This is a genomic window from Corynebacterium aurimucosum (genome assembly GCF_030408555.1).
GTDB classification, from domain to species: domain Bacteria; phylum Actinomycetota; class Actinomycetes; order Mycobacteriales; family Mycobacteriaceae; genus Corynebacterium; species Corynebacterium aurimucosum.
In genome coordinates this window covers 1094804-1115982 of record NZ_CP047048.1, presented here as the reverse complement: position 1 = coordinate 1115982, position 21179 = coordinate 1094804, and the positions used below count along the sequence as shown (strand labels likewise).

10 protein-coding genes are annotated in these 21179 nt (G+C 59.2%); 5 read left to right on the top strand and 5 right to left on the bottom strand.

Features of this window, described 5'->3' with window-relative positions:
- Nucleotides 1-28 precede the first annotated feature (28 nt).
- Together CAURIM_RS05250 and CAURIM_RS05245 are read left to right on the top strand one after the other, a co-directional pair.
- A protein-coding gene (locus CAURIM_RS05250) for an IS3 family transposase (protein WP_408909948.1) occupies nucleotides 29-1221 on the top strand; the annotation gives its coding sequence in 2 pieces (ribosomal slippage) (nucleotides 29-311 and nucleotides 311-1221; 1194 coding nt in all).
- Nucleotides 1222-1331: 110 nt separating this feature from the next.
- Nucleotides 1332-4448, top strand: a complete 3117-nt coding sequence (locus tag CAURIM_RS05245; RefSeq protein ID WP_201828391.1) for a DUF3427 domain-containing protein — start codon at nucleotides 1332-1334, stop codon at nucleotides 4446-4448.
- Between the two features lie 345 nt (nucleotides 4449-4793).
- Here the strand turns inward: CAURIM_RS05245 and CAURIM_RS05240 are convergent, their stop codons facing one another.
- Nucleotides 4794-6029: an MFS transporter gene (locus tag CAURIM_RS05240; protein WP_201828392.1), complete on the bottom strand. Its 1236-nt coding sequence runs from the start codon at nucleotides 6027-6029 to the stop codon at nucleotides 4794-4796.
- 94 nt (nucleotides 6030-6123) lie between these two features.
- Here CAURIM_RS05240 and CAURIM_RS05235 point away from each other — a divergent pair, with 94 nt between their 5' ends.
- Complete coding sequence (locus tag CAURIM_RS05235; RefSeq protein ID WP_236659285.1) at nucleotides 6124-6645, top strand: hypothetical protein; 522 nt, start codon at nucleotides 6124-6126, stop codon at nucleotides 6643-6645.
- A gap of 68 nt (nucleotides 6646-6713) precedes the next feature.
- On the opposite strand, the gene CAURIM_RS05230 is transcribed toward CAURIM_RS05235, so the two are convergent.
- From CAURIM_RS05230 to CAURIM_RS05220, 3 genes are all read right to left on the bottom strand, one after another.
- Nucleotides 6714-7565, bottom strand: a complete 852-nt coding sequence (locus CAURIM_RS05230) for a hypothetical protein (protein WP_201828393.1) — start codon at nucleotides 7563-7565, stop codon at nucleotides 6714-6716.
- 62 nt (nucleotides 7566-7627) lie between these two features.
- Complete coding sequence (locus CAURIM_RS05225) at nucleotides 7628-8500, bottom strand: DNA primase (protein WP_070718768.1); 873 nt, start codon at nucleotides 8498-8500, stop codon at nucleotides 7628-7630.
- Between the two features lie 76 nt (nucleotides 8501-8576).
- Entirely contained in the window at nucleotides 8577-10298 is a 1722-nt protein-coding gene (locus tag CAURIM_RS05220; protein WP_201828394.1) for a carboxylesterase/lipase family protein, read from the bottom strand.
- A gap of 115 nt (nucleotides 10299-10413) precedes the next feature.
- Between CAURIM_RS05220 and CAURIM_RS05215 the strand changes: the two genes are divergently transcribed.
- Nucleotides 10414-11181, top strand: coding sequence for a hypothetical protein (locus CAURIM_RS05215; protein ID WP_201828395.1), 768 nt, complete (start codon nucleotides 10414-10416; stop codon nucleotides 11179-11181).
- 153 nt (nucleotides 11182-11334) lie between these two features.
- Nucleotides 11335-15078, top strand: coding sequence for a multifunctional oxoglutarate decarboxylase/oxoglutarate dehydrogenase thiamine pyrophosphate-binding subunit/dihydrolipoyllysine-residue succinyltransferase subunit (locus CAURIM_RS05210; protein WP_201828396.1), 3744 nt, complete (start codon nucleotides 11335-11337; stop codon nucleotides 15076-15078).
- Between the two features lie 652 nt (nucleotides 15079-15730).
- On the opposite strand, the gene CAURIM_RS05205 is transcribed toward CAURIM_RS05210, so the two are convergent.
- On the bottom strand, nucleotides 15731-21145 hold the full coding sequence (locus CAURIM_RS05205) for a G5 domain-containing protein (RefSeq protein WP_236659286.1): 5415 nt from the start codon (nucleotides 21143-21145) through the stop codon (nucleotides 15731-15733).
- Nucleotides 21146-21179: the final 34 nt, after the last annotated feature.

The window sequence follows — 21179 nt, the reverse complement described above, 5'->3', positions numbered from 1 at the left end:
GGGTTGGGAAGAAAGGTAATCTACCACCATGCCTAGGTACTCCGAACAGTTCAAACGTGATGCTGTGGCCCTCTACGAAAACAATGAGGACCTCTCACTTCACGCGGCTTCAGCAGAGCTAGGAATCAATCGTTCCTCACTTTATTCCTGGCTTAAGCAGTACGGCACCGGCAAGCGTGTCCGCACAAAAAGCATGCGCGACAAGGCACAGGCGACGACTGATTCTGAACGAATCCGTCAGCTAGAAAAAGAAGTCTCTAAGCTTCGTGAAGAACGCGACATCCTGCGTAAGGCCGCGAAATATTTTGCCGAAGAGACACGCTGGTAATCCGCTTCCAGTTTGTCTATGACCATCGAACCGAGTACTCGGTCAAGCGGATGTGCCACGTGTTAAAGCTCAATCGCTCCTCGTTCTACAAATGGGTCAACACCCGCGAAAAACGCAGGTTAAAGATGTGTTCGGATGCTCTTATTGGTGCACGAATCAAGAGCATCTTCGATGATGAGCACGGGCTTTATGGTGCTAAACGCATCGCTGCAAGCCTTAAAGCCGATACGGACTTTCCTCCGATCAATCACAAGAAGGTCGCACGCATTATGAAATCCATGGGGCTAAAAGGCTTTACTAAACAACGTCGATGTGTCACTACCAGGCGCAAGCCTGGTCATCGAGTCATGCCAGATTTAGTAGGCCGCAAATTCACCGCTGATAAGCCGAACCAGGTGTATGTAGGCGATATCACCTACCTGCCGTGTAAGGGAGGCAAGAACATGTACCTTGCCACAGTCATCGACGTCTACTCGCGCAAACTTGTCGGTCATGCGCTCGCCGATCACATGCGGGTATCGCTGGTTATCGAAGCTTTGTCCCATGCCAGCAAGGTTCGCGGAAGCCTTAAAGGGGTAATTTTCCATTCTGATCATGGCAGTGTGTACACCTCACAGGCTTTTCAAGACCACTGCACCCAACTTGGTGTTCGCCAATCCATGGGAGCAGTGGGAACGAGTGCCGATAATGCCCTGGCAGAATCGTTTAACGCCACTTTAAAGCGTGAAGTTCTGCGAGATAGGAAAGTTTTTGACAATCCCATCATCTGCCGCCAAGAAGTCTTCCGATGGTGCATGCGCTACAACACGCGCAGACGGCACTCCTGGTGCAACCTTCTAGCCCCCGATGACTTCGAAGCACTCACATCAGCTACACTGACCCAAGCAGCATAGCTAACCCCCGACGTGTCTACTTTCCGGGGGTCAGGCCCCCCTACTGAGGCCCGGGAACTCGACTGGGCCCCTGCAGATATCCCCGCCGTCAAACTGCTTTCTTCGCGCCTATGAGTTCCGAGTCGATTCTGCCGTTTGGCATCTACGAAACCCCAGTCACCGCCCGAGTCCAGGAGCGAATCGAGGAAACCAAGAGAGCTCGACCCACGGCAGCAACCGGCATCGCCCACGGTTCCAAGAAGGATGTCGACCCGCGGTTCGCCGCGGCAGTGTCCCAGCATTTTGCCAAGGCCCTTGAGCGCAAGCTCACAGAGTTATCAAAGCCCGAAGAGCGTGTGGCCCTCATCAATGGGCTCGCGCAACACCTCGGGGTGGATGAGTCCATCTCCGCCGAGGAACTGCTTTACGCCATCTATAGATTAGAGCTCGAAGAGGCCCCGAAACTCCCGGAAGTCTCGCTCAACTCCAGCGCCTTGTTCACCAACAGCGTGGACGACACAAATATGTCGGTCGAGATTGCCCGCGAGATCCGAACGGCCGACTCCGTCGATCTATTGTGCGCTTTCATCAAGACTTCGGGCATCGCGGTCATCAGCGATGAATTGGAATACCTCAGGGATCACCAGATCCCGCTGCGCGTCATCACTTCGACGTACTGCGGGGCGACCGAAGCCGCCGCCGTGCGCCGCCTCGTGGAAGACTACGGCGCTGACGTCCGGATCTGCTACGAAAGCAAGACCACACGGTTACATGCCAAAGCCTGGCTTTTCCGCCGTCAGTCCGGATTCGACACCGCCTTCATCGGTAGCTCAAACCTCTCGCGATCAGCGCTTGTTGACGGTTGGGAATGGAACGTCCGGGGCTCTCGTTCCTCCACGCCGGAGATAATCGAAAAGTTCATCAAGACCTTCGACAGCTATTGGTACGACACCCATTTCAAAGCATTTGACCCGGACCAAGACTTCGAGCGCCTCAAGGAGGCCCTCGGCAGCGCCAGATTTCTTGAAGCAAAGCCCGGTGAAAAGCTCGAACTCTCAGGCCTTCGCGTTGAGCCCTATCCCTACCAGGAGGAGATGCTCGAAGCTTTAGATTCCGAGCGCGAAGTTCACGATCGTCATCGCAATCTCCTCATTGCCGCTACTGGTACAGGCAAGACTGTTGTGGCAGCACTGGACTACCGCCGCCTATGCGAGAAGCTGGGGCGCAAGCCACGACTACTTTTCATTGCCCACCGGCGCGAGATTCTTACCCAGGCCCAGCGGACCTATCGCGAGGTGCTTAGCACCGTAGGTTTTGGCGAGCTCCTCGTCGGCGAAAGGAAGCCCGCCGAGTGGGACCATGTCTTTGCGAGCATCCAGTCTCTGCATAGCAAGCGCCTGTCAAACATTGCACCGGACCATTTTGAAGTCGTCGTCATTGACGAGTTTCACCACGCTGAGGCCCCGACCTACCGCGCAGTTCTTGACTACCTGCAACCGCGCGAGCTCTTGGGGCTAACCGCCACGCCGGAGCGCGGTGACGGCGAGAACGTACAAAAGTACTTCGACTACCGCGTGGCCCATGAACTCCGCCTCTGGGATGCATTGCGTCTCCAGCTTCTCGCCCCGTTGCACTACTACGGAGTCGACGATGATACTGACCTGACGAGCTTGACCTGGAACCGCGGGAAGAAGGATTACCAGGTTTCGGAGCTGAGCGAGTTTTACATCAAGGCCGGTGAAAAGCGCACTCGGTTCATCATCAACGAGCTCAACCGCCGCATCTTCGATCTCTCCGACATGAAGGCCCTCGGATTTTGCGTATCCATCGCCCATGCCGAATACATGGCCGAGCAATTCAACTTTTTCGGCATCCCTGCCCAAGCGGTCAGCAGCAAGCTCAGTGTTGATGAGCGTCGACGTGCCATTGAGCAGCTTCGCGAAGGCACCATCAGCATCATCTTTGCGGTCGATATTTTCAACGAGGGCGTGGACATCCCCGAGGTCAACACGCTGCTGCTTCTACGCCCGACACAGAGCCCAGTACTCTTTGTCCAACAATTGGGCCGCGGTTTACGCCTCCACGAGAAAAAGAATGCCTGCACTGTCTTTGATTTCTTGGGTGTACAGCACGAAGAATTCGATTTCGAAGAGCGATTCAAGGCTCTGACCCCCGCGCGAGGGAAGAACCTTGCCAAGGAGGTCGAGCAGGGCTTCCCCACTGCCCCACCGGGCTCCAACATCACGCTGGACCGTGTGACTACCAAGCGCGTTCTAAAAAACATCAAACGTTTGGCCCGTAACTCGATTAAGAAGATACGAGCACTCATCACTGATTACGGCACTACCGACCTCGCTAGCTTCATTAATAGCTCCGGTGTTCCGGTGGAAGACATCTACCGTCGCAAGGGCATTACGTGGACCACGCTGCTGCGCGACGAAGAACTGTTGCCCTCCGCCCCCGCAAATGAACACGAGGAGTTTCTTCTCAGCCGAATCCGCGTGCTACTGCACATCAATGACCCGAACCGCGTAGCGGCCTACAGTCTTCTTATTTCTCCGGACGGGCCCAACGAGAAAGACATGACTCCCGAGCAAACCCGATATGCCACCATGCTCGTGCTGGCTCTGTGGGCAAATTCAAATACAACGGTGCCGGAATCCCTTGATGAGGCCCTGCGTACCATCCGGGCCTGTCCTTCCTTCGTCGCTGAAGTTACTCAGGTCATGCAGCTCACGCTCGACCGGTCCCGCGTCATCCCGGAGAAATCAACAAATAGCGTCTTGGAGACTCACGGGGACTACAGCCTGGCTGAGCTCGTTGGAGCTTTGGACGATGGCCCTTTGCGTAAACTCGCAAATTTGCCGCGAGAGGGAGTACGCCGCTTCGACGCCACTAATACCGATCTCTTCCTGGTAACTTTCCAGAAGGATGAGAACGTGAGTGCCTCCACGAATTACCGCGATTACCCACTGGCGCCTGATCGGCTGCACTGGGAATCCCAATCCACTACGTCGCTCAAGTCCGCAATGGCCCGACGCTACATCCACCACCACGAACTCAACGGCAACATCATCATCGCCACGCGTTTTACCAAGCGGAACAAGGTGGACACGGCATCGGCATACACCTTCTTAGGAAATGTCGATTACGTCTCGCACAGGGGCGAGAAACCCATCCAGTTTGAATGGAGCCTTCGCCGCGATATGCCTAAGCAGCTCTACGCCGCCGGGCGCACTGTCGCTTAAACCTCAATTACGGTCAGGTTATGAAGTTGACGCCGTAAGCACCGTTAAATTAAGATTTCCTTAGCAGATTAAGCAAATATTATTCTCTGATGCCGTGGTGCAGAAGTGTGGAGGACGGTTATGGCAGCCGCGAGCGAGCGTAGCCGGAAGAGGTGGAGCCGCCCAGATAACGGTTCTGAAACTTCCATCTATGGCTTTACGCGCTTTCGGGAGCGCAGCTTCAAAACCGGCACCACCCCTCGCTGGGCTGCGTGCAGCAAGAAAGCGCGCCGCACCCACTAGAACTAAACGGCCCTGAAGACTCTGCCAGAAAGATACTGACGGAGCCTTCCAGTCTTTTGCCCATCAACGCCGCGGGCGGTAGCGGTGGCGCAGGCCCTGCAGGATTCCCTTTCTCTCCGCCAAGGTGTCGCGTCCGAAAATCCACGCCACAACGCCAGCTGCAGCAACTACCGCACAGAAGCCAAAGGCTGTCTCAAACCCGTACCTATCCGCCAGCAGTCCAATGACGATGGGGCCTAAGATTTGCCCAAAGTCACCTGCCATCTGGAATGTCGACAGCACCTGACCACCCGAGCGCTTCGAGCCGACGATATCCGCCACGGCTGCCTGCTGCGAGGGGGCGATTAGGCCAGAAGCGGCGCCGGACAGGGCGGAGAGGATGAGGAGGGAGACGATGTTCGTCGCCAAGCCCAGCGTGCCCACGAACAACGCGGAGCCCACAAGTCCCGCAACGGTGAGTGGCCGGCGCCCCACGCGGTCCGACCAGGAGCCGGAGAACTGCAAGACGATGGCATTGCCCGCGGCAAAGGCCGCTAGCGCAACGCCTGATGTAGATGCACCGTTGGCAAAAATGGCGGCCGCGAACAGTGGCAGAACCGCTACGCGCACACCCATATTGATCCAGCCCTGGGCGAAGTTCGACGTCAGCACTGCACGGTAAGCAGTATCCGCCCAGGCTTCCTCCAAGCGCATGGGCGTAAGGTGACGCCGACGTTCATCGGCCTCATTGACCGAGGGCATCAGGATCCACACAACGAGTGCGGCGATGGCGACGCCAACGCCATAGATAAAGAAAGGCCAGCGGAATCCTAAGAAAGAGAGGCTCGCGCCCACGAGCGGGCCAATCACGTTGCCAAGAAGGAAAGACGTGGCATAGGTTGCCGAACAGCGCCCGCGAATGCTGGGTGGTGCTAGGCGCACAATGAGCCCCATCGCCGCGACAGTGAACATCGTCGAGCCAATGCCGGCGATAGTGCGCAGCGCAACGATCTGCCAATACTCCTGCGCCACGCCCACTAAACCGGTGGTCACTGCCACGGTGAACAGGCCCGTCACGTAGACGCGGCGCGTGCCGACGCGGTCGATGAGGAACCCGGCGGCGGGTGCGAAGACAAGGCGGCTAGCAGAAAAGACGGAGACTACGAGACCAGCCGCAGCCATTGAGACGTCGAAGCTGACGATGAACTGCGGCAGCAGCGGTGCAATGAGCCCGTACCCCAAGGCGATGATGAACCCGGCGGTGACCATGACCCAAATTTCCCGCGGGATTTTTACCTGCGGTTCTGCAGTATTTTTCATATCGCCACTCACTTTAGCCCACGACGTCAAATCGTCGAACAATAGTTCGACACTTTGACGTGGAATGTCCGCACAGGCATCTAGTGTGTGCGCCATGAAGAATTACAGCAGCATTCCCCAGTCCGTTCAGTCCCCGTCCACGCTCAGCCCCGGTGAGCTGACCACGGAGATCCTCTACCACCACCATGAAACTCTTCGCTCCATGGAGAGCATCATCCGCCATCCTCGCTCACTCGCGCGGCCCACTCCGCAGTGGCGGCCACCATCGAAGGTTCTGCCACCAGTGGCCATAGAAGGCGGCGAATCGCTACCGCTGACTTTTACTGTGTCGCGCCACCGCGTGGGCGAGCGGGCCAAGGCCCGCGTGCTGGGTTATGGCGAAAAGCGCGTGCCTTCTTATCTCATTACCGTACGCATCACCGATCCGACTGGACGTCCCGTTACTCCCTCGCTAGCGGAAGCCTGGGTGCGGGCACTGGTCCCAGAAGAGCTTGTCTCCGCAGTTCATGAGATTTCCAGCAGCAGTGCGGCGACGTTTGTGTGGCTGGTAGATAGCACCTACACCCCGGTGCATTCACCGCTTTCCCTCTTCGAAGGCTTCAGCCAAGCCGCCTAATACTCTCTTGGCTCCTGTCCAATGCGGCTGTCGCCCGAGTGGCTGGAGCCACGCAGCTACGAGAGCTCTTAAAAGAAGCGCTGCATCCGGTCCAGGAGGTTGCGGGGTGGTTCCTCATCGAGGGAAAGCGTGAACCTGTCCTCCGTTAAGACGCGGTCTCGGGATGGGCGCGTCTCCGGGTAGTCATAAAGACAGAGGAGCGGTTTCGGTGCGAAGCGGATGGCTGCGCAAACCACCAGAGTCGTGAACGTTTTATCAATCACGTCGGAGCTCAGACTCTGCAAGAGAACTGCCAGGCGTCCGTCATGCAAAATTAGCTCCCACAGTGCCATGAGCTTGATGGGTCCGCTTTGTCCATACTCACCGGGCAAGAGCAAGGTACACATCGTGGTCAACAGCCCAGCAACTACTCCCACACCAGCGCCGGCGAGCATCATGACCAGCATCCGTTTAAAGGCGCCTCGACGCGCCAGCCAGCCAAACAGGTACGCTACCGTCACGGCTACCGGTAGATACACCAAGAGCAGTGGGTTATAAATACTGGCCAAGCAAGCAGTCAAAACGGCCGTACCCATACCTAGGACTGGGCCATAGACGATCGCGATGAATGCCGTGCCCATCATGTCCAGATACAGGGGGATGTTCACGTTGAAGATCAACGATGACATCAACAGGTTCACCGCCACTGCCAGCAATGGGTTGAACAGCGCATGGTGGCCTAAAGAACACCATTGCGTGGCAAAGAAGAAAAGTGCGCCGGCGAGGCTCAGGCACCACACGCTGGTGGAAAGGGCGGAAGCGAAAATAAATTCCCCATGCCCGTAATCCGAATTCAACGACAGAGCCCAAGCCAGAGCCGCACACACTAGGGCGGAGCCAACACACAGGCGTTGGCTCCGAGATGCCTTCTTGTCCGGCATGTGTTTTGGTTGCTCCTCATTAACGTAGGGAAAAGTACGCACCTACCCTACCCTGGGAGCTTTTAGTCCTCGGAGTCACCGTCGCTATCGGCGTCCTCTGCTCCGTCCTCGTCGTAATCATCGTCTTCGTCATCATCGTCTTCGAAGAGAACGTCATCGTCCTCATCATCGGCGCCGAAGATGTCATAAACCTCAGGCTCGTCGAAGTCATCGTCATCGATGCTCACCAGCTGTGCTTCCCAATCTAAGGCTTGATCGGAGACCAAGCTGAGCACATCGAAGAGGCGGTCGAAGTCGGTGTAGGTACCCAGTTCGAGTGCCTCAGCCGGGACCTCAATGATGGGGGCTAGCCCGCCGTCTTCGTCGTCTGCATCGCCGAAGATGGCAACGCGCTCTTCCTCACTCATGTCCTCCGGAGTATCGATTTCCCAGAGCTTGCTGATCGCCTCATCCTCCAGTTCGTCGAGCTCTTCCTCATCGAAGTCGAAGGAGAGGAAACGCACGATCGCGCTCGGGACACCGTCGATGGTTTCCACGAGCACGCGCAGCTCCGAGTCGTTGGCGACTTCCGCCACGACTAGGTTCGGGTTGAACTCATCCTGGAGAAACTCCAACTCGGCGATGCGCTCGTCAGTGCCCTCCAGCAGGTCACGCAGCACCGTCACCACCTGGTCCGTGGCAATGTGGCGGGATACGGCCTCAACCGCATCGTCCACAGAAAACGCCACGGACACCAAAACGGCCTCGAAGTCTTCATCATCTTCATCCACATCGGCCGCGGCAATGTAGACGTTGGCCGCCGGCAGGATGGGGTCAATTTCCACAAACTGGATTTCCAAATCGGAGGTGATGGGCACGAACATCACATCGTCGTTGACGCGGGACTCAATGCCCTCCCCGTCCAGCGCAGAGGCGATATCTTCAAAAAAGCTCATGTGATTAACATCCGTCCATGTGGGAGTCTCACCCGGGCTGCTGCCAAGGCCCCACACATCTTACCTGCGATCTCCGTCAATAGCTCTCCTCATCGAGCAGGAATCCCAGTTCCTTCAGAATCTCCGGGCGCCCAGTACCCCACTCCAACATGTCATAGGCCTCCCATGCTTGGCGACGCCCCTCCATCGGCGCCTCCTCCACGCGCGGCTCCACATCGAAAACCATGGTCGAGCGCTGCGGCGCGCGGTATTGCGGCCAGTTGTCTAGAGGCGCTCCGCCCCGAATGAACTCGCCCCACTGCGCCTGCATGGTCTCGGTCACGTCCTCCATTTCGGAAGGCTTAGCGATGCTGTTCAGGAAGGACACTCTCGACGCCCCTGGATCGCCAAAGATGTTGGATAGCTCCATCGAATGCATCGCACCCAGACCTAACCAGCGCAGCGCCGCCGGAGCGAAGTCGAAGCGATACATCCACGTGGGATAGCGCCGTGCGTGCTCGGAAGCTACGCGGACGGTCGGGGCCCAGAAGAGGGCGTCGGTCAGCAAATCCCCGAAATCGCGGCGTGAGACCGCACCGCCGTAGGCCGCGATGACATCCGGCGCGCTCTCCGGATCGAAGGAAGCCAGAAGTCGCAGGGCCGCGCGCTCCCGGGCGCTCTGGCGCTGGAAGAGGAACTTTCCAAAGCTAGCCTCACCGGAGTTGGTTCCCACCAGCAGCGGCACTGGGTGCTGGTTGCCGTCCTCAAAGGCCTCGATGGGATGTTGCGGGATGAGGTCGCCGTCGACAGTCGGCGCATAGCAGGAGTTCAGGTACAGCAACTCGCCCGCGCGCCACATCATGGACTGACCGGAGCGCACCAGGTCCGCGAAGTCCTCCCGGCGCAGATCATCGGCGGTGGTATCGCGTGGCAAGGCCATCTTGTGAACCAGCTCGCGGGCCCAAAACACCGACTGCGCCCGCGAATGAATCATGCCTATCGGCGGTGACTGCGCAATCGCGCGGTGGAAGAGCCCTTCTGCGCGCGGCACCGCCATGAGAGTCAGGACCGCTGCGCCGCCAGCGGATTCGCCCATGAGCGTGACGTTGTCCGGGTCCCCGCCGAAGGCCGCGATATTCTCGCGCACCCACTCCAGCGCTAAGACCTGATCTGCCACGGCCGGGTTGGCGCACGCCTCCCCGCCCAAGCTGCGAACATCAAGGTAACCCAAAGCCCCTAAACGAAAGTTGACCGAAACATAGACCACTCCCATCTGGGCCGCGAACTCGAAGCCGCGCAACATCAGCATGTGGGAGGAACCGACGATGAAACTGCCGCCATGCAGATACACCACGACGGGCAACTTCTCCCCTGCCTTAGAACCCGACGGTGTATCGGGTGAACCCGTGTGGTGCGGCCGGACGACATCAAGGGTCAGGCAATCTTCTGCACCCTCGATGCGGTCGGTCCAGGAGTACACCGGCTGCGGGGCCACGTGCCCGAACTCACGGCAATCCCGGATTCCTTCCCACGCCGGGGCAGGCCGCGGCTCCATGAAACGGTTGGCGCCCGAGGTATCTGCGCCAAAAGGGATACCGCGCCACGAGCGGACAGGAGCGCTGAGCGGGCGGTCCGTGCGTAACTCTTCCTCGATGCAACCTCGTACCCAGCCGCCGGTGGTGAGCACCGTGAGATCGTCGGCAAGCGCGGTGCGTGCCGCCTCCTGTGCGGCGAGGGCACGGGCGTGGAGGGAATCTGCAAGCAAGCGCGCCGCAGCCGCGCTGACCTCACGCGGAGGGAAAGGCTCAAACTCGCTCATGCCTCATACCCTAGTGCGCCACCCTGCTAGCGCGCTGGATAAAGCTTTTTCGATACGGTGGTAAACATACAGTTCAGATTCACAATCAGATTTAGTTAAAAAGTTAGGTGAGACAATGTTGGACAAGGTCTTTAACAAGGAGAAAAAGGGCAAGGACATTAGTCGCCGGGATGCATCGGTCGATCAGGCCGGCTCCGCAGAGGCTGTGGGAACCTTGGAGGTGGATGAGGCCAACCGCATCACCAAGGGATTCCTGGCGGCCATCGACAAAGTCGTCTCCGTCCAGTCCTCCGTCATCATCAACTATGTCGAGGGCCTAAAGAAGCGCAACCCCGACGCCAGCCCTGCGGAGCTGCAAGAGCTCATCGACAAGCATTTCATGAACATCATCACCGGTACCGGTGCTGCCGCGGGCGCCTCCGCGGCTATCCCTGGCATCGGCCTAGTCACCGGCGCAGCCACTATCGGCGCGGAATCCCTGGTCTTCCTTGAAGCCGCCGCCTGGTACATTCTCGCCTCCGCGCACCTGCGCGGTGACAACATCCGGGATAAGGAGCGCCGCCGCGCGCTGGTCTTGGTGGTGCTCACCGGCTCCCAAGGCAGCGCGTTGGTTGATACCTTTGTGGGTGATGCAACCTCGCTGTCGGGCGTCACCTCCGCTGCTACCCTCTCGCGTTTTTCCGGCCCTACCCTCAGCGGTCTCAACGGCCGCCTGACCAAGCTCTTCATGAAGCAGGCCACCAAGAAGCTCAAGTGGGCATGGGTATCCAAACTGCTGCCGATGGGTGTAGGCGCGGTGCTGGGAACAACCGCCAACCGTAAATTGGGCCGCCAAGTAATCAGCCATGCGGGCACCCAACTCTCCCCCCTGCAGGGGGAATAAAAGGGGCGAAACCCGCTCAGGTTAGTGAGCAAACTTACAAGGGCCGTATCATAAGGAGAGACACTTTTCGGGGTGCCTTTCGCACCCGTGGATTGGCCTACTAGAGTCGAATAAAGACAAACTTAGAAGCACAGAAAGAGGCGAGCATCTGCCGTGAGCAACTCGAGCATCTATGGCCCGAATGCGTGGCTGATTGACGAACAGTTTCAGCAGTACTCCAAGGACCCGAACTCCGTAGACAAGGAGTGGCGCGAGTACTTTGAGGCCAACGGAGCACCGAAGTCGGCCGCACAGTCCAAGGCTGCGAACGCTCAATCCAGCACCCCCACCAAGAAGAAGGACGCGGCACAGGCCGCGCCGAAGAAGACCCAGGCTGAGGAGAAGTCTTCCGCTGTTCCAGGCGTTAAGGCACCGAGCGATTCCAAGACTTCCGCCGCATCCAAGAAGAACGCGAAGAAGACGGAGAAGAAGTCCGAGTCCCCGCTGGACCGCATCAAGGAGGCACCGGAGCCGGGCTCCCGCGTACTCAAGGGCATGTTCAAGGCAATTGCCAAGAACATGGACGAGTCCCTGGAGATCCCCACCGCTACGACCGTGCGTGACATCCCGGTCAAGCTCATGTGGGAAAACCGCGCGATGATCAACGATCACCTCAAGCGCACCCGCGGCGGCAAGATCTCCTTCACCCACATCCTGGGCTACGCGCTGGTGAAGGCCGTTCAGATCCACCCGGATATGAACGTCCGCTACGAAATCCAGGACGGCAAGCCCACCGTGGTTCAGCCGGAGCACATCAACCTGGGCCTGGCTATTGACCTTCCACAGAAGGATGGCTCCCGCGCCCTCGTCGTCGCCGCCATCAAGGAGGCCGAGAACAAGACCTTCTCCGAGTTCATCGATGCCTACCAGGACATCGTTGACCGCTCCCGCAAGAACAAGCTGACGATGGATGATTTCTCCGGCGTCACCATCAACCTGACCAACCCGGGTGGCATCGGTACCCGCCACTCCATCGCCCGCCTGACCAAGGGCTCCGGCTCCATCATCGGTGTGGGATCCATGGATTACCCGGCAGAGTTTGCCGGCACCTCCGCCGACCGCTTGGCAGACCTCGGCGTCGGCCGCCTAGTTACCCTGACCTCCACCTATGACCACCGCGTTATTCAGGGCGCGGAGTCCGGTGAATTCCTGCGCACCGTGGGCCAGCTCATCCTGGATGATGCCTTCTGGGACGAGCTCTTCGAGTCCATGGGTGTTCCCTACCAGCCCTTCCGCTGGGCAGCCGACGTGCCGAACACGGGCGTCGACAAGAACACCCGCGTCATGCAGTACATCGAGGCCTACCGCTCCCGTGGCCACCTTCTCGCGGACATCAACCCGCTGGGTTGGAAGCAGCCGGGCCTGCCCTGGCCGGATCACCGCGACCTCGACCTGGCTACCCACGGCCTGACCATCTGGGATCTGGACCGCACCTTCAACGTTGGCGGTTTCGGCGGCAAGGAGACCATGACGCTGCGCGAGGTGGTTACCCGCCTGCGCTCCGCCTACACCCTCAAGGTTGGCTCCGAGTACGCCCACATCCTCGACCGCGATGAGCGCGGCTGGCTGCAGGAGCAGATTGAGGCCGGCATGCCGAAGCCGACTAACTCTGAGCAGAAGTACATCCTGCAGAAGGTCAACGCCGCTGAGGCTTTTGAGAACTTCCTGCAGACCAAGTACGTAGGCCAGAAGCGCTTCTCCTTGGAGGGCGCTGAGTCCCTCATTGCCCTGCTGGATTCCATCGTGGACACCGCAGCAGGCCAGGACCTCGACGAAGTTGTTATCGGCATGCCGCATCGTGGCCGCCTCAACGTCCTCTTCAACATCGTGGGCAAGCCACTGGCAGATATCTTCGGTGAGTTCGACGGCAACTACAAGGGCGGCCAGATGGGCGGCTCCGGTGACGTGAAGTACCACCTGGGCGCAGAGGGCGAGCACCTGCAGATGTTCGGTGACGGGGAAATCAAGGTCACCCTGGCTGCTAACCCGTCTCACCTCGAGGCCGTCGACCCGGTCATGGAAGGTATCGCACGCGCCAAGCAGGACATCCTGGACAAGGGTGCTGAGGGCCACACTGTTGTGCCGATCATGCTCCACGGCGATGCATCCTTCACCGGCCTGGGCGTGGTCCAGGAGACCATCAATCTTTCCCAGCTGCGCGGCTACACCACCGGCGGTACCGTCCACGTGGTGGTTAACAACCAGGTTGGTTTCACCACCACCCCGGATTCCGGTCGCTCCACGCACTACGCCACCGACCTGGCCAAGGGCTTCGATTGCCCGGTCTTCCACGTCAATGGCGACAACCCAGAGGCTGTTGTCTGGGTGGGCAAGCTGGCCACCGAGTACCGCCGCCGCTTTGGCAAGGACGTCTTCATTGACCTCGTTTGCTACCGCCTGCGCGGCCACAATGAGGCCGATGACCCGTCCATGACCCAGCCACGTCTCTACGACATCATCGATGACCACAAGTCCGTCCGTGAGCGCTACACCGAAGAGCTCATCGGCCGCGGTGACCTCTCCGATGAAGAGGCAGAGGCAGCTGCACGTGACTTCCACGACCAGATGGAGTCCGTCTTCGCTGACCACAAGAAGGCACAAGAGGCTGGCCCGAAGGAGCAGACTGGTATCACCTCCTCCCAGGAGCTGACCCGCGGTCTGGACACTTCCATTACCGCTGAGGAGATCGCCGAGATTGGTGATGCCTACGGCAACCCGACGGAGGGCTTCGAGTACCACAAGCGCGTGGCCAAGGTGGCCAAGGAGCGCCAGAAGTCCTCGCGCGAGGGCGGCATCGACTGGGGCTGGGGCGAGCTCATCGCCTTCGGTTCCCTGGCTAACTCCGGCAAGGTCGTGCGCCTGGCCGGTGAGGATTCTCGCCGCGGTACCTTCACCCAGCGCCACGCGGTGGCCTTCGACCCGCGCACGGGTGAGGAGCACAACCCGATTGCTCAGCTGGCTTCGTCCAAGGGCAATGGCGGTAAGTTCATGGTCTACAACTCGGCCCTGACCGAATACGCCGGCATGGGCTATGAGTACGGCTACACCGTGGGTAACCCGGATGCCGTGGTGGCCTGGGAGGCACAGTTCGGTGACTTCGCCAACGGTGCGCAGACCATCATCGATGAGTATGTCTCCTCCGGTGAGGCCAAGTGGGGCCAGCTCTCCAGCTTGATCCTGCTGCTGCCGCACGGCTACGAGGGCCAGGGCCCGGACCACTCCTCCGCACGCATCGAGCGCTTCCTGCAGCTGTGCGCTGAGGGCTCCATGACCGTGGCTCAGCCTTCCACCCCGGCTAACCACTTCCACCTGCTGCGCCGCCAGGCTCTTGGTGAGATGAAGCGCCCGCTGGTGGTCTTCACCCCGAAGTCCATGCTGCGCAACAAGGCCGCAACCTCCTCCGTGGAGGACTTTACTGAGGTCAAGAAGTTCCAGTCCGTTATCAACGACCCGAACTTCGTAGACATCAACGGCAAGAAGGTCGGCGATACTGACAAGGTCAAGACCATCATGCTGGTTTCCGGCAAGCTCTACTGGGAGCTGGCCAAGAAGAAGGAAGCCGATGGCCGCGATGACATCGCCATCGTGCGCGTGGAGATGCTCCACCCGATTCCGTTCAATCGCCTGCGTGAGGCTTTCGAGGCTTACCCGAACGCAACGCAGATTCGCTTCGTACAGGACGAGCCGGCCAACCAGGGCCCGTGGCCGTTCTACAACGAGCACCTGCGTGAGCTCATCCCGGATATGCCGGAGTTGGTCCGCGTCTCCCGCCGCTCGCAGTCCTCGACTGCCACCGGCAACGCGAAGGTCCACCAGATTGAGCAGAAGAACCTGCTGGAGGAAGCCTTCGACATCTAAAGGCGCTTAAGCCCCAGGCGCTGGCACAAAGCACAGCGCTACCTCAGGCCCCGGCCACCACGAACTCACAGCGAGTGTGGTGGCCGGGGTCTTTCTTGCTAGTGGAATCGGCGGGTCCGCGCCAAGTACAACAGCCTCACTGCGCGCCTATGCCTTCCCTCTCCCTCCCTTCGCGCTCACTCACCTGCCCTTCGCGCTCACCGGCGACCTCAATCAGCAGCCACGGGCGCTCCCGGTGAGCGCGAAGGGAGACGCGCATAAGAAGCCCTTCTCGAACACCCGACGAAAGACCGGGCAACATTGCACAAGGAGCTAAAGCTATAGAGAAACCCCTCAGCGGTCCACGCGTGCTCCATCGCGGTCGATCACGATGACTCGCTCGCTGACGACGAACGTGTCAGAGCTCGCGGCAGTACTAAGGAACTTGTTGGGCAAGACAACGAGCTCCCAATCTTGCTCACGCCGGATGGAATGGTGCTTTACGACGAAAACAGCCAGACCCAACTCGATATGACATCGAGTTTCGAAATCGCTTTTCGGCTGACGCAGTGCGAGTGAGCAAAAAGAAACGCCCGAGCTAATGCTCGGGCGTTTGCTCGTGGTCTATTCAACCACTGCCTTGGGGCCGGCGGGCCCTGAGGACACCTAGGACTTAGGAATCCTTGCGGCGGCTAGGACGCAGAATCAGAGCTGCACCAGCGATGAGTGCCAGTGCCACACCAATGAGGCCCAGGACGTTAGCACCGGTGTTGGCAAGCTTGCCAGACGAGGTGCTCTTGGAAGAGGCCGGAGTGCTCGATGTCGTTCCAGGCTGGCTAGCCTGGCTCGGCTGAGCGCTCGGGGTCTGCTCGGACGTCGGCTGAGCTTCCTCGATCGGTGCCTCTGGCGTCTTCGCCTCCTCAGGCTTCAGCGGCTCCACTGGCTTGGCCGGCTTCGTCGGCAGCTCCGGAAGGTGCGGAGTTTTAAAGAAGTGGGCCAATGCCGGCGGGATAATCACCAGCGGGATAAGCGGCCACAGGCTACTGAGGTTCGGGATGCTCGAGGTGCCGGGCTTATCCGGTTCCTCGGACGGTTCCTCGGACGGTTCTTCGGACGGTTCTTCGGACGGTTCTTCGGACGGTTCTTCGGACGGTTCCTCGGACGGTTCTTCAGACGGCTCTTCGGACGGTTCCTCCGATGGTTCCTCCGATGGTTCCTCGGACGGTTCCTCCGATGGTTCCTCGGACGGTTCTTCAGACGGCTCTTCGGACGGTTCCTCCGATGGTTCCTCGGATGGTTCCTCAGACGGTTCCTCGGACGGCACCTCACACTTGCACTTGGTACCCACGCGCAGCTTGCGCGGTTGCGGGTCCTTGATAACTTCCTCGGAAGTCTCCGGATCACCTTCCGGCACGCCGTCCTTGAGCTTCCAGGTCTTGGTTACTTCCTTCTCACCGAATTCACCAGCCTGTTCTTCGACGACCTTGCCAACCTCCATGTTCGGGTCGTACTCAATGATGGTGTCGTAAGGAGTGTTCTCCTTGTGCTTATCCGTCAGCTCAGTCTCGTGGTGCGTCGCAGGACCAACCTCGATGATGTGCGTGGTCGGATCGCTGATCTTCTCAGTGGATTCGTCCTTGGTCGCTTCACCATCCTCAGCATTGACAGTGACGGTGTGCTTAATTTCGCCCTGCTTGCCCTGCTGGACGACCTTGCTCTCACCTGGCTGCAGCGCAGGGTTAACGCGCACCTCAACCTCAAACGGGGTGTGCTCGGTCCATTCGACGACCGTGGAGGCAGGCTTGCCCTTCGTGCCGACCTTTACGATCTTCTTAACTGGATCGGTGACCCGCTCAATGTTGGTCTCCGAATCCGTGACCTTCGAATTCTCAATGGACTTGGTCGTGATGACCTTGTCCTTACCCAGCTTGCCCTCTTGGACAGTTTCCTGGGTACCGGCTTCCATCGTGTCATCGAAGATGAACTCGGTCTCGAACGGCACATCAACCTCGTACTCGGAGGTGTCAGAGCCCTCAGTCTTGGTGCCCACGCGAATGATCTGCTTGGTCGGCTCCTTAGTGCGCTCAGTCGTCACCGTCGGGTCACCCGAAGGCTTGCCGTCGACGATCTTCTGGGTAGAGGTTACGACCTCAGTACCAGTCTCGCCCTGCTGATCAACCTTCTGCTGACCTTTTTCAAGGGAGTCGTCGAAGATGATCTCGGTTTCGAACGGAACAGGCTTCTCCACCTTGGTCACCACAGTGGTGTCCTCGGCCGCCGGACCATACTCGATGATCTCCTTGACTGGATCCTTGGTCTGCCTCTCCTCCGGGGTAACCGTTGCTTGGGCGCCCTTAGCAGTAAAGTCAGCGGTGTAGGTCTTCTCGCCGGGCACGCCCTTCTGGACAACCTTGATCTCACCCGGCTTCAAATCCGGGTTCGGGCGAGTCTCAACCGCAAACGGAACCTCGGCAGTCCACGTGACCTTCTCGGACGCCTCTGACGGCTTGGTGCCGACCTTAATCACCTGGTCCACCGGCTCCTCGGTGACCTTCTCCTCGACCGTGGCTTCGCCATCCGGCTGGGAGTTGGTGACCTTCTGAGTCACAGTGATGGTCTTCCTACCCGGCTTACCCTCAGTGACAACCTCGGAGGTGCCAGCAGGCAGGTTCGGGTCAAACTCGACCTTTACGCCGAATGGAACCTCAGACTCAACCGACTTCTTGATTTCACCGGTGGTCTTGGTACCCACGCGAATCTTGGCGTTCTTCGGCGCCTTCGTCTGCTCAGTGGTCACGGTCGGATCGCCGTCCGGCTTGCCGTCCTTGATCTTCTGAGTCGAAGTTACAACTTCGGTACCAAGCTCACCCTGCTGATCGACGACCTGCTTTCCCTCCTCTAGGGTGTCGTCGAAGTCGATCTCAGTCTCGAATGGAACAGGCTTCTCAACCTTGGTCACCACAGAGGTGTCCTCAGCCGCCGGACCGTACTCGATGATCTCGTTGACCGGATCCTTGGTCTGCTTCTCTTCAGGGGTCACAGTTGCCTGGTCACCCTTGGCAGTAAAGTCCGCGCTGTAGGTCTTCTCGCCGGGCACGCCCTTCTGGACAACCTTGATCTCACCCGGCTTCAACTCCGAGTTCGGACGGGTCTCAACGTCGAACGGAACCTGAGCAGTCCAGGTGACCTTCTCGGACGCCTCAGACGGCTTCGTTCCGACGGTAATGACCTCATCAACAGGCTGCTTGGTAATCTCCTCGGTGATCTGCGGATCACCCGGCTTGGAGTTGACGATGTCGCGCTTGATCGTCACCGTCTTCTCACCCGGGACACCCGGCGTGGTCACCTTGGACTCACCAGCAGGCATGTTCGGGTCGTACTTAACAACGACCTTGTACGGAGCCTCGGCCTTGTAAGTCTCAGTGTTCTCACCGGTGGTCTTGGTTCCGACGCGGATAATCTGCTTGACCGGTTCCTTGGTGCGTTCAGTAGTCACGGTCGGGTCGCCGGAGGGTTTGCCGTCGACAAGCTTCTGCGTCGATGTGACAACATCAGTGCCAAGCTCACCCGACTGGTCAACAACCTGTTGCCCCTCTTCCAAGGTGTCATCGAAGACCACCTCGGTTACGAACGGGACCGGTTTCTCGGTCTTGGTTACCAGCTCGCTCGGAGCGAGTCCCGGACCGTATTCGATGATGCGCTTGACCGGTTCCTTGGTGGTCTTCTCCTCATCTACCTCAGCCTTGTCGCCCTTAGCGGTGAACTTAGCAGTGTAAGTCTTCTCACCGTTCTCGCCTTCCTGAACAACACGGGTCTCACCAGGCTTCAGTTCTGGGTTCTCGCGAACCTCAGTCGGGAAAGGAATCGGGACCGTCCAGGTCACGTCCTTAGCGCTCTCGGCAGGCTTGGTGCCGACAACGACAACTTCGTTGACGGGAGCCTTGGTGCGCTCCCAGCTACCGTCCTTGTTCTGCTTCTCCGAGCCAGGCACGCCCTCGGTTTCAACCGTGTAGGTACCCGCCGGGACGGTGTCGTCGTACTTGTACTCGACCTTGAACGGAACCTCACGGGTTGGAACGTCGACAACGTTTACGACAGCGTAAGCGGTATCGGTAGAGCCGTCCTCGTAGGTCACAGAAACCGGAATCTTGACCTGGTCACCTGGCTTCGCATCCGCGGGTGCGGTTGCGGTGACCTGGCCATTGTCGTCAATGCTGACCTTCCAGCCGGTAGGAACATCACCCAACTTGTATGGGTTTTCCTTCGCGACGTTGACGTGCTCCGGCTTGTCGAGAGCGACCGGCAGCGTAGCGGTATCGCCCGGGTACACCGTTTCTACCGGGTAGGACGGCTCAGCTTCCCAGTTGTTGGTCAGCTTTACCACGGTGGTAACAGGCACCTTCGGGGAAGCACCGTCCGGAGCCTCAACCGTCACATTGACGGTGTTCTGGTCACCCGGCTTCGCATCTGCCGGCGGCGTGGAGGTGACTTCGCCGGTTGTCGGATTGACCTTGTACTTCCAGTCGTCGACCTCCTGCTCGGTGATAGGCTCGCCGTTCTCGTCCTTACCGAAGGAGAACTTCGAGCCCTTCGGAGCGTCCTGAACCTGGTGGTTAACGGCCTGGTTTGGGCCGGTGACCTTGACGTCGTAAGTCGGCGCAATGTCGCTCTTCAGAACAACGACGGTGCCCTTGACCTCTTGCGGCTTGTCAGCGTTGTCGTAGTGGGCAAGAACCGGAACGTTCAGGATGTAGCCCTCGGGCGCGGTCCGTGGAATGGTCGTGGTGATTTCACCAGTGTTCTCGTCAATCTTGACGGTCCACGTGCCACTGTCATCCGTGTGGGTATATTCCGTCTTGCCGTCCGTGAAGGTGTAGCGCTTCGGTGCCTCGTCGGTCGTGTTGCCGCTCAGGCCGCGCTCCGGAATCTCAGGCTTGAGGGAGACCTTGGCAGTCGGCTTATTGGTGACCGTGTCGTAGTTCGGGATCTTGATGTCGACGATCGCCTGGAACTGGGTCTCGATCTCGTCCGTGGTCTGGTCCGGGTAGGTCGCCTTCACCTTCGGGGTGATGATGGTCCCCGGTGCAACAGAGTCGTCCGCCTTCGCGGTGACCTTGCCGGTGTCATCGACGGTGACGGTCCAGCCATCCGGGACAGTGGACTCGTCGATTTCGAACTTGGCCGGGTGGACCGGCTTGTGGCCCTTCATGATGGACTTGGTTCCCACCTGAGCGGTGATGTCCTCATTCAGCTTGCCCTTGGACAGACCAGGGCGCACCAGGTCGGTGACCTGGGTGTTGTTCGGGTCGACCACGACGAGCAACTCGAGCTCATCGGTGGAGCCGTTGGAGTACTCGACGGTGATCTTCGGGCGTGCGAAGGTGCCCGGACGTGGGTTCTCCGGAGCGGTGACGGTGACGTTGTAGTCCTCGTCCATCTCGACGGTCCAGCCCTCGTAGACGTACTTCTCGTCCAGGGTGACCTTGGCCTCGTAGCCGTTCTCCCCCTTCTCCTTCGCCAATTCCTTGATCAGGTCAGGGGTCTGGGTGAAGGTGACCTTCTGCGGCTCGGTCGCGATCGGGCCGGTAGCACTATCGACACCGGAGATGATCGACAAGTCCGTCTTGTCGTACTTCGGGGCGTGGTACTCGGTGTCATCCAGCGAGAACGCCTTAGAGTCGATGACGTTCGCCTTGCTGTAGCGGTCCAGCGAGTTGGAACTGTCGAAGGCCTTACCTGCGCCGTAGCTGTTGTGCTCAACAGCAGCCTGCAGTTCCTCAACGGTACGCGGCTTCGCCAGAACGGAGAAGTTGACGTTCTTGTCGGTCGCCAAGTCAGTACCGCGGTACTCCGGCCAGGTGAAGTAGATGTCGCCGGTCGTTTCGTCGATACGCAGGTTCTGCGTACCGCCCGACGCTGCCGGGTCTGTGGTGCCGATGAACTTGCCGTTGCCGTCGTAGGCCTCTACGACCATGCGGGACATAGAATCGTCCTCGCCTTCGTCCTCCACGGGAGGAACGTTGATCGTGCCGACCTTGGTTTCGTCACCGGGCACGATGACGTGCTTCTCCCAGTTCTCCCACGACACCGTGATCGGGTTACATTCGATGTTCTCGCTCGGC

What these genes read in the sequence shown, in the direction of transcription:
- CAURIM_RS05245 (WP_201828391.1), top strand. Translation starts at nt 1,332, where the DNA reads ATGAGTTCCGAGTCGATTCTGCCGTTTGGCATCTACGAAACCCCAGTC.
- CAURIM_RS05240 (WP_201828392.1), bottom strand. Translation starts at nt 6,029, where the DNA reads ATGAAAAATACTGCAGAACCGCAGGTAAAAATCCCGCGGGAAATTTGG.
- CAURIM_RS05235 (WP_236659285.1), top strand. Translation starts at nt 6,124, where the DNA reads ATGAAGAATTACAGCAGCATTCCCCAGTCCGTTCAGTCCCCGTCCACG.
- CAURIM_RS05230 (WP_201828393.1), bottom strand. Translation starts at nt 7,565, where the DNA reads ATGCCGGACAAGAAGGCATCTCGGAGCCAACGCCTGTGTGTTGGCTCC.
- CAURIM_RS05225 (WP_070718768.1), bottom strand. Translation starts at nt 8,500, where the DNA reads ATGAGCTTTTTTGAAGATATCGCCTCTGCGCTGGACGGGGAGGGCATT.
- CAURIM_RS05220 (WP_201828394.1), bottom strand. Translation starts at nt 10,298, where the DNA reads ATGAGCGAGTTTGAGCCTTTCCCTCCGCGTGAGGTCAGCGCGGCTGCG.
- CAURIM_RS05215 (WP_201828395.1), top strand. Translation starts at nt 10,414, where the DNA reads ATGTTGGACAAGGTCTTTAACAAGGAGAAAAAGGGCAAGGACATTAGT.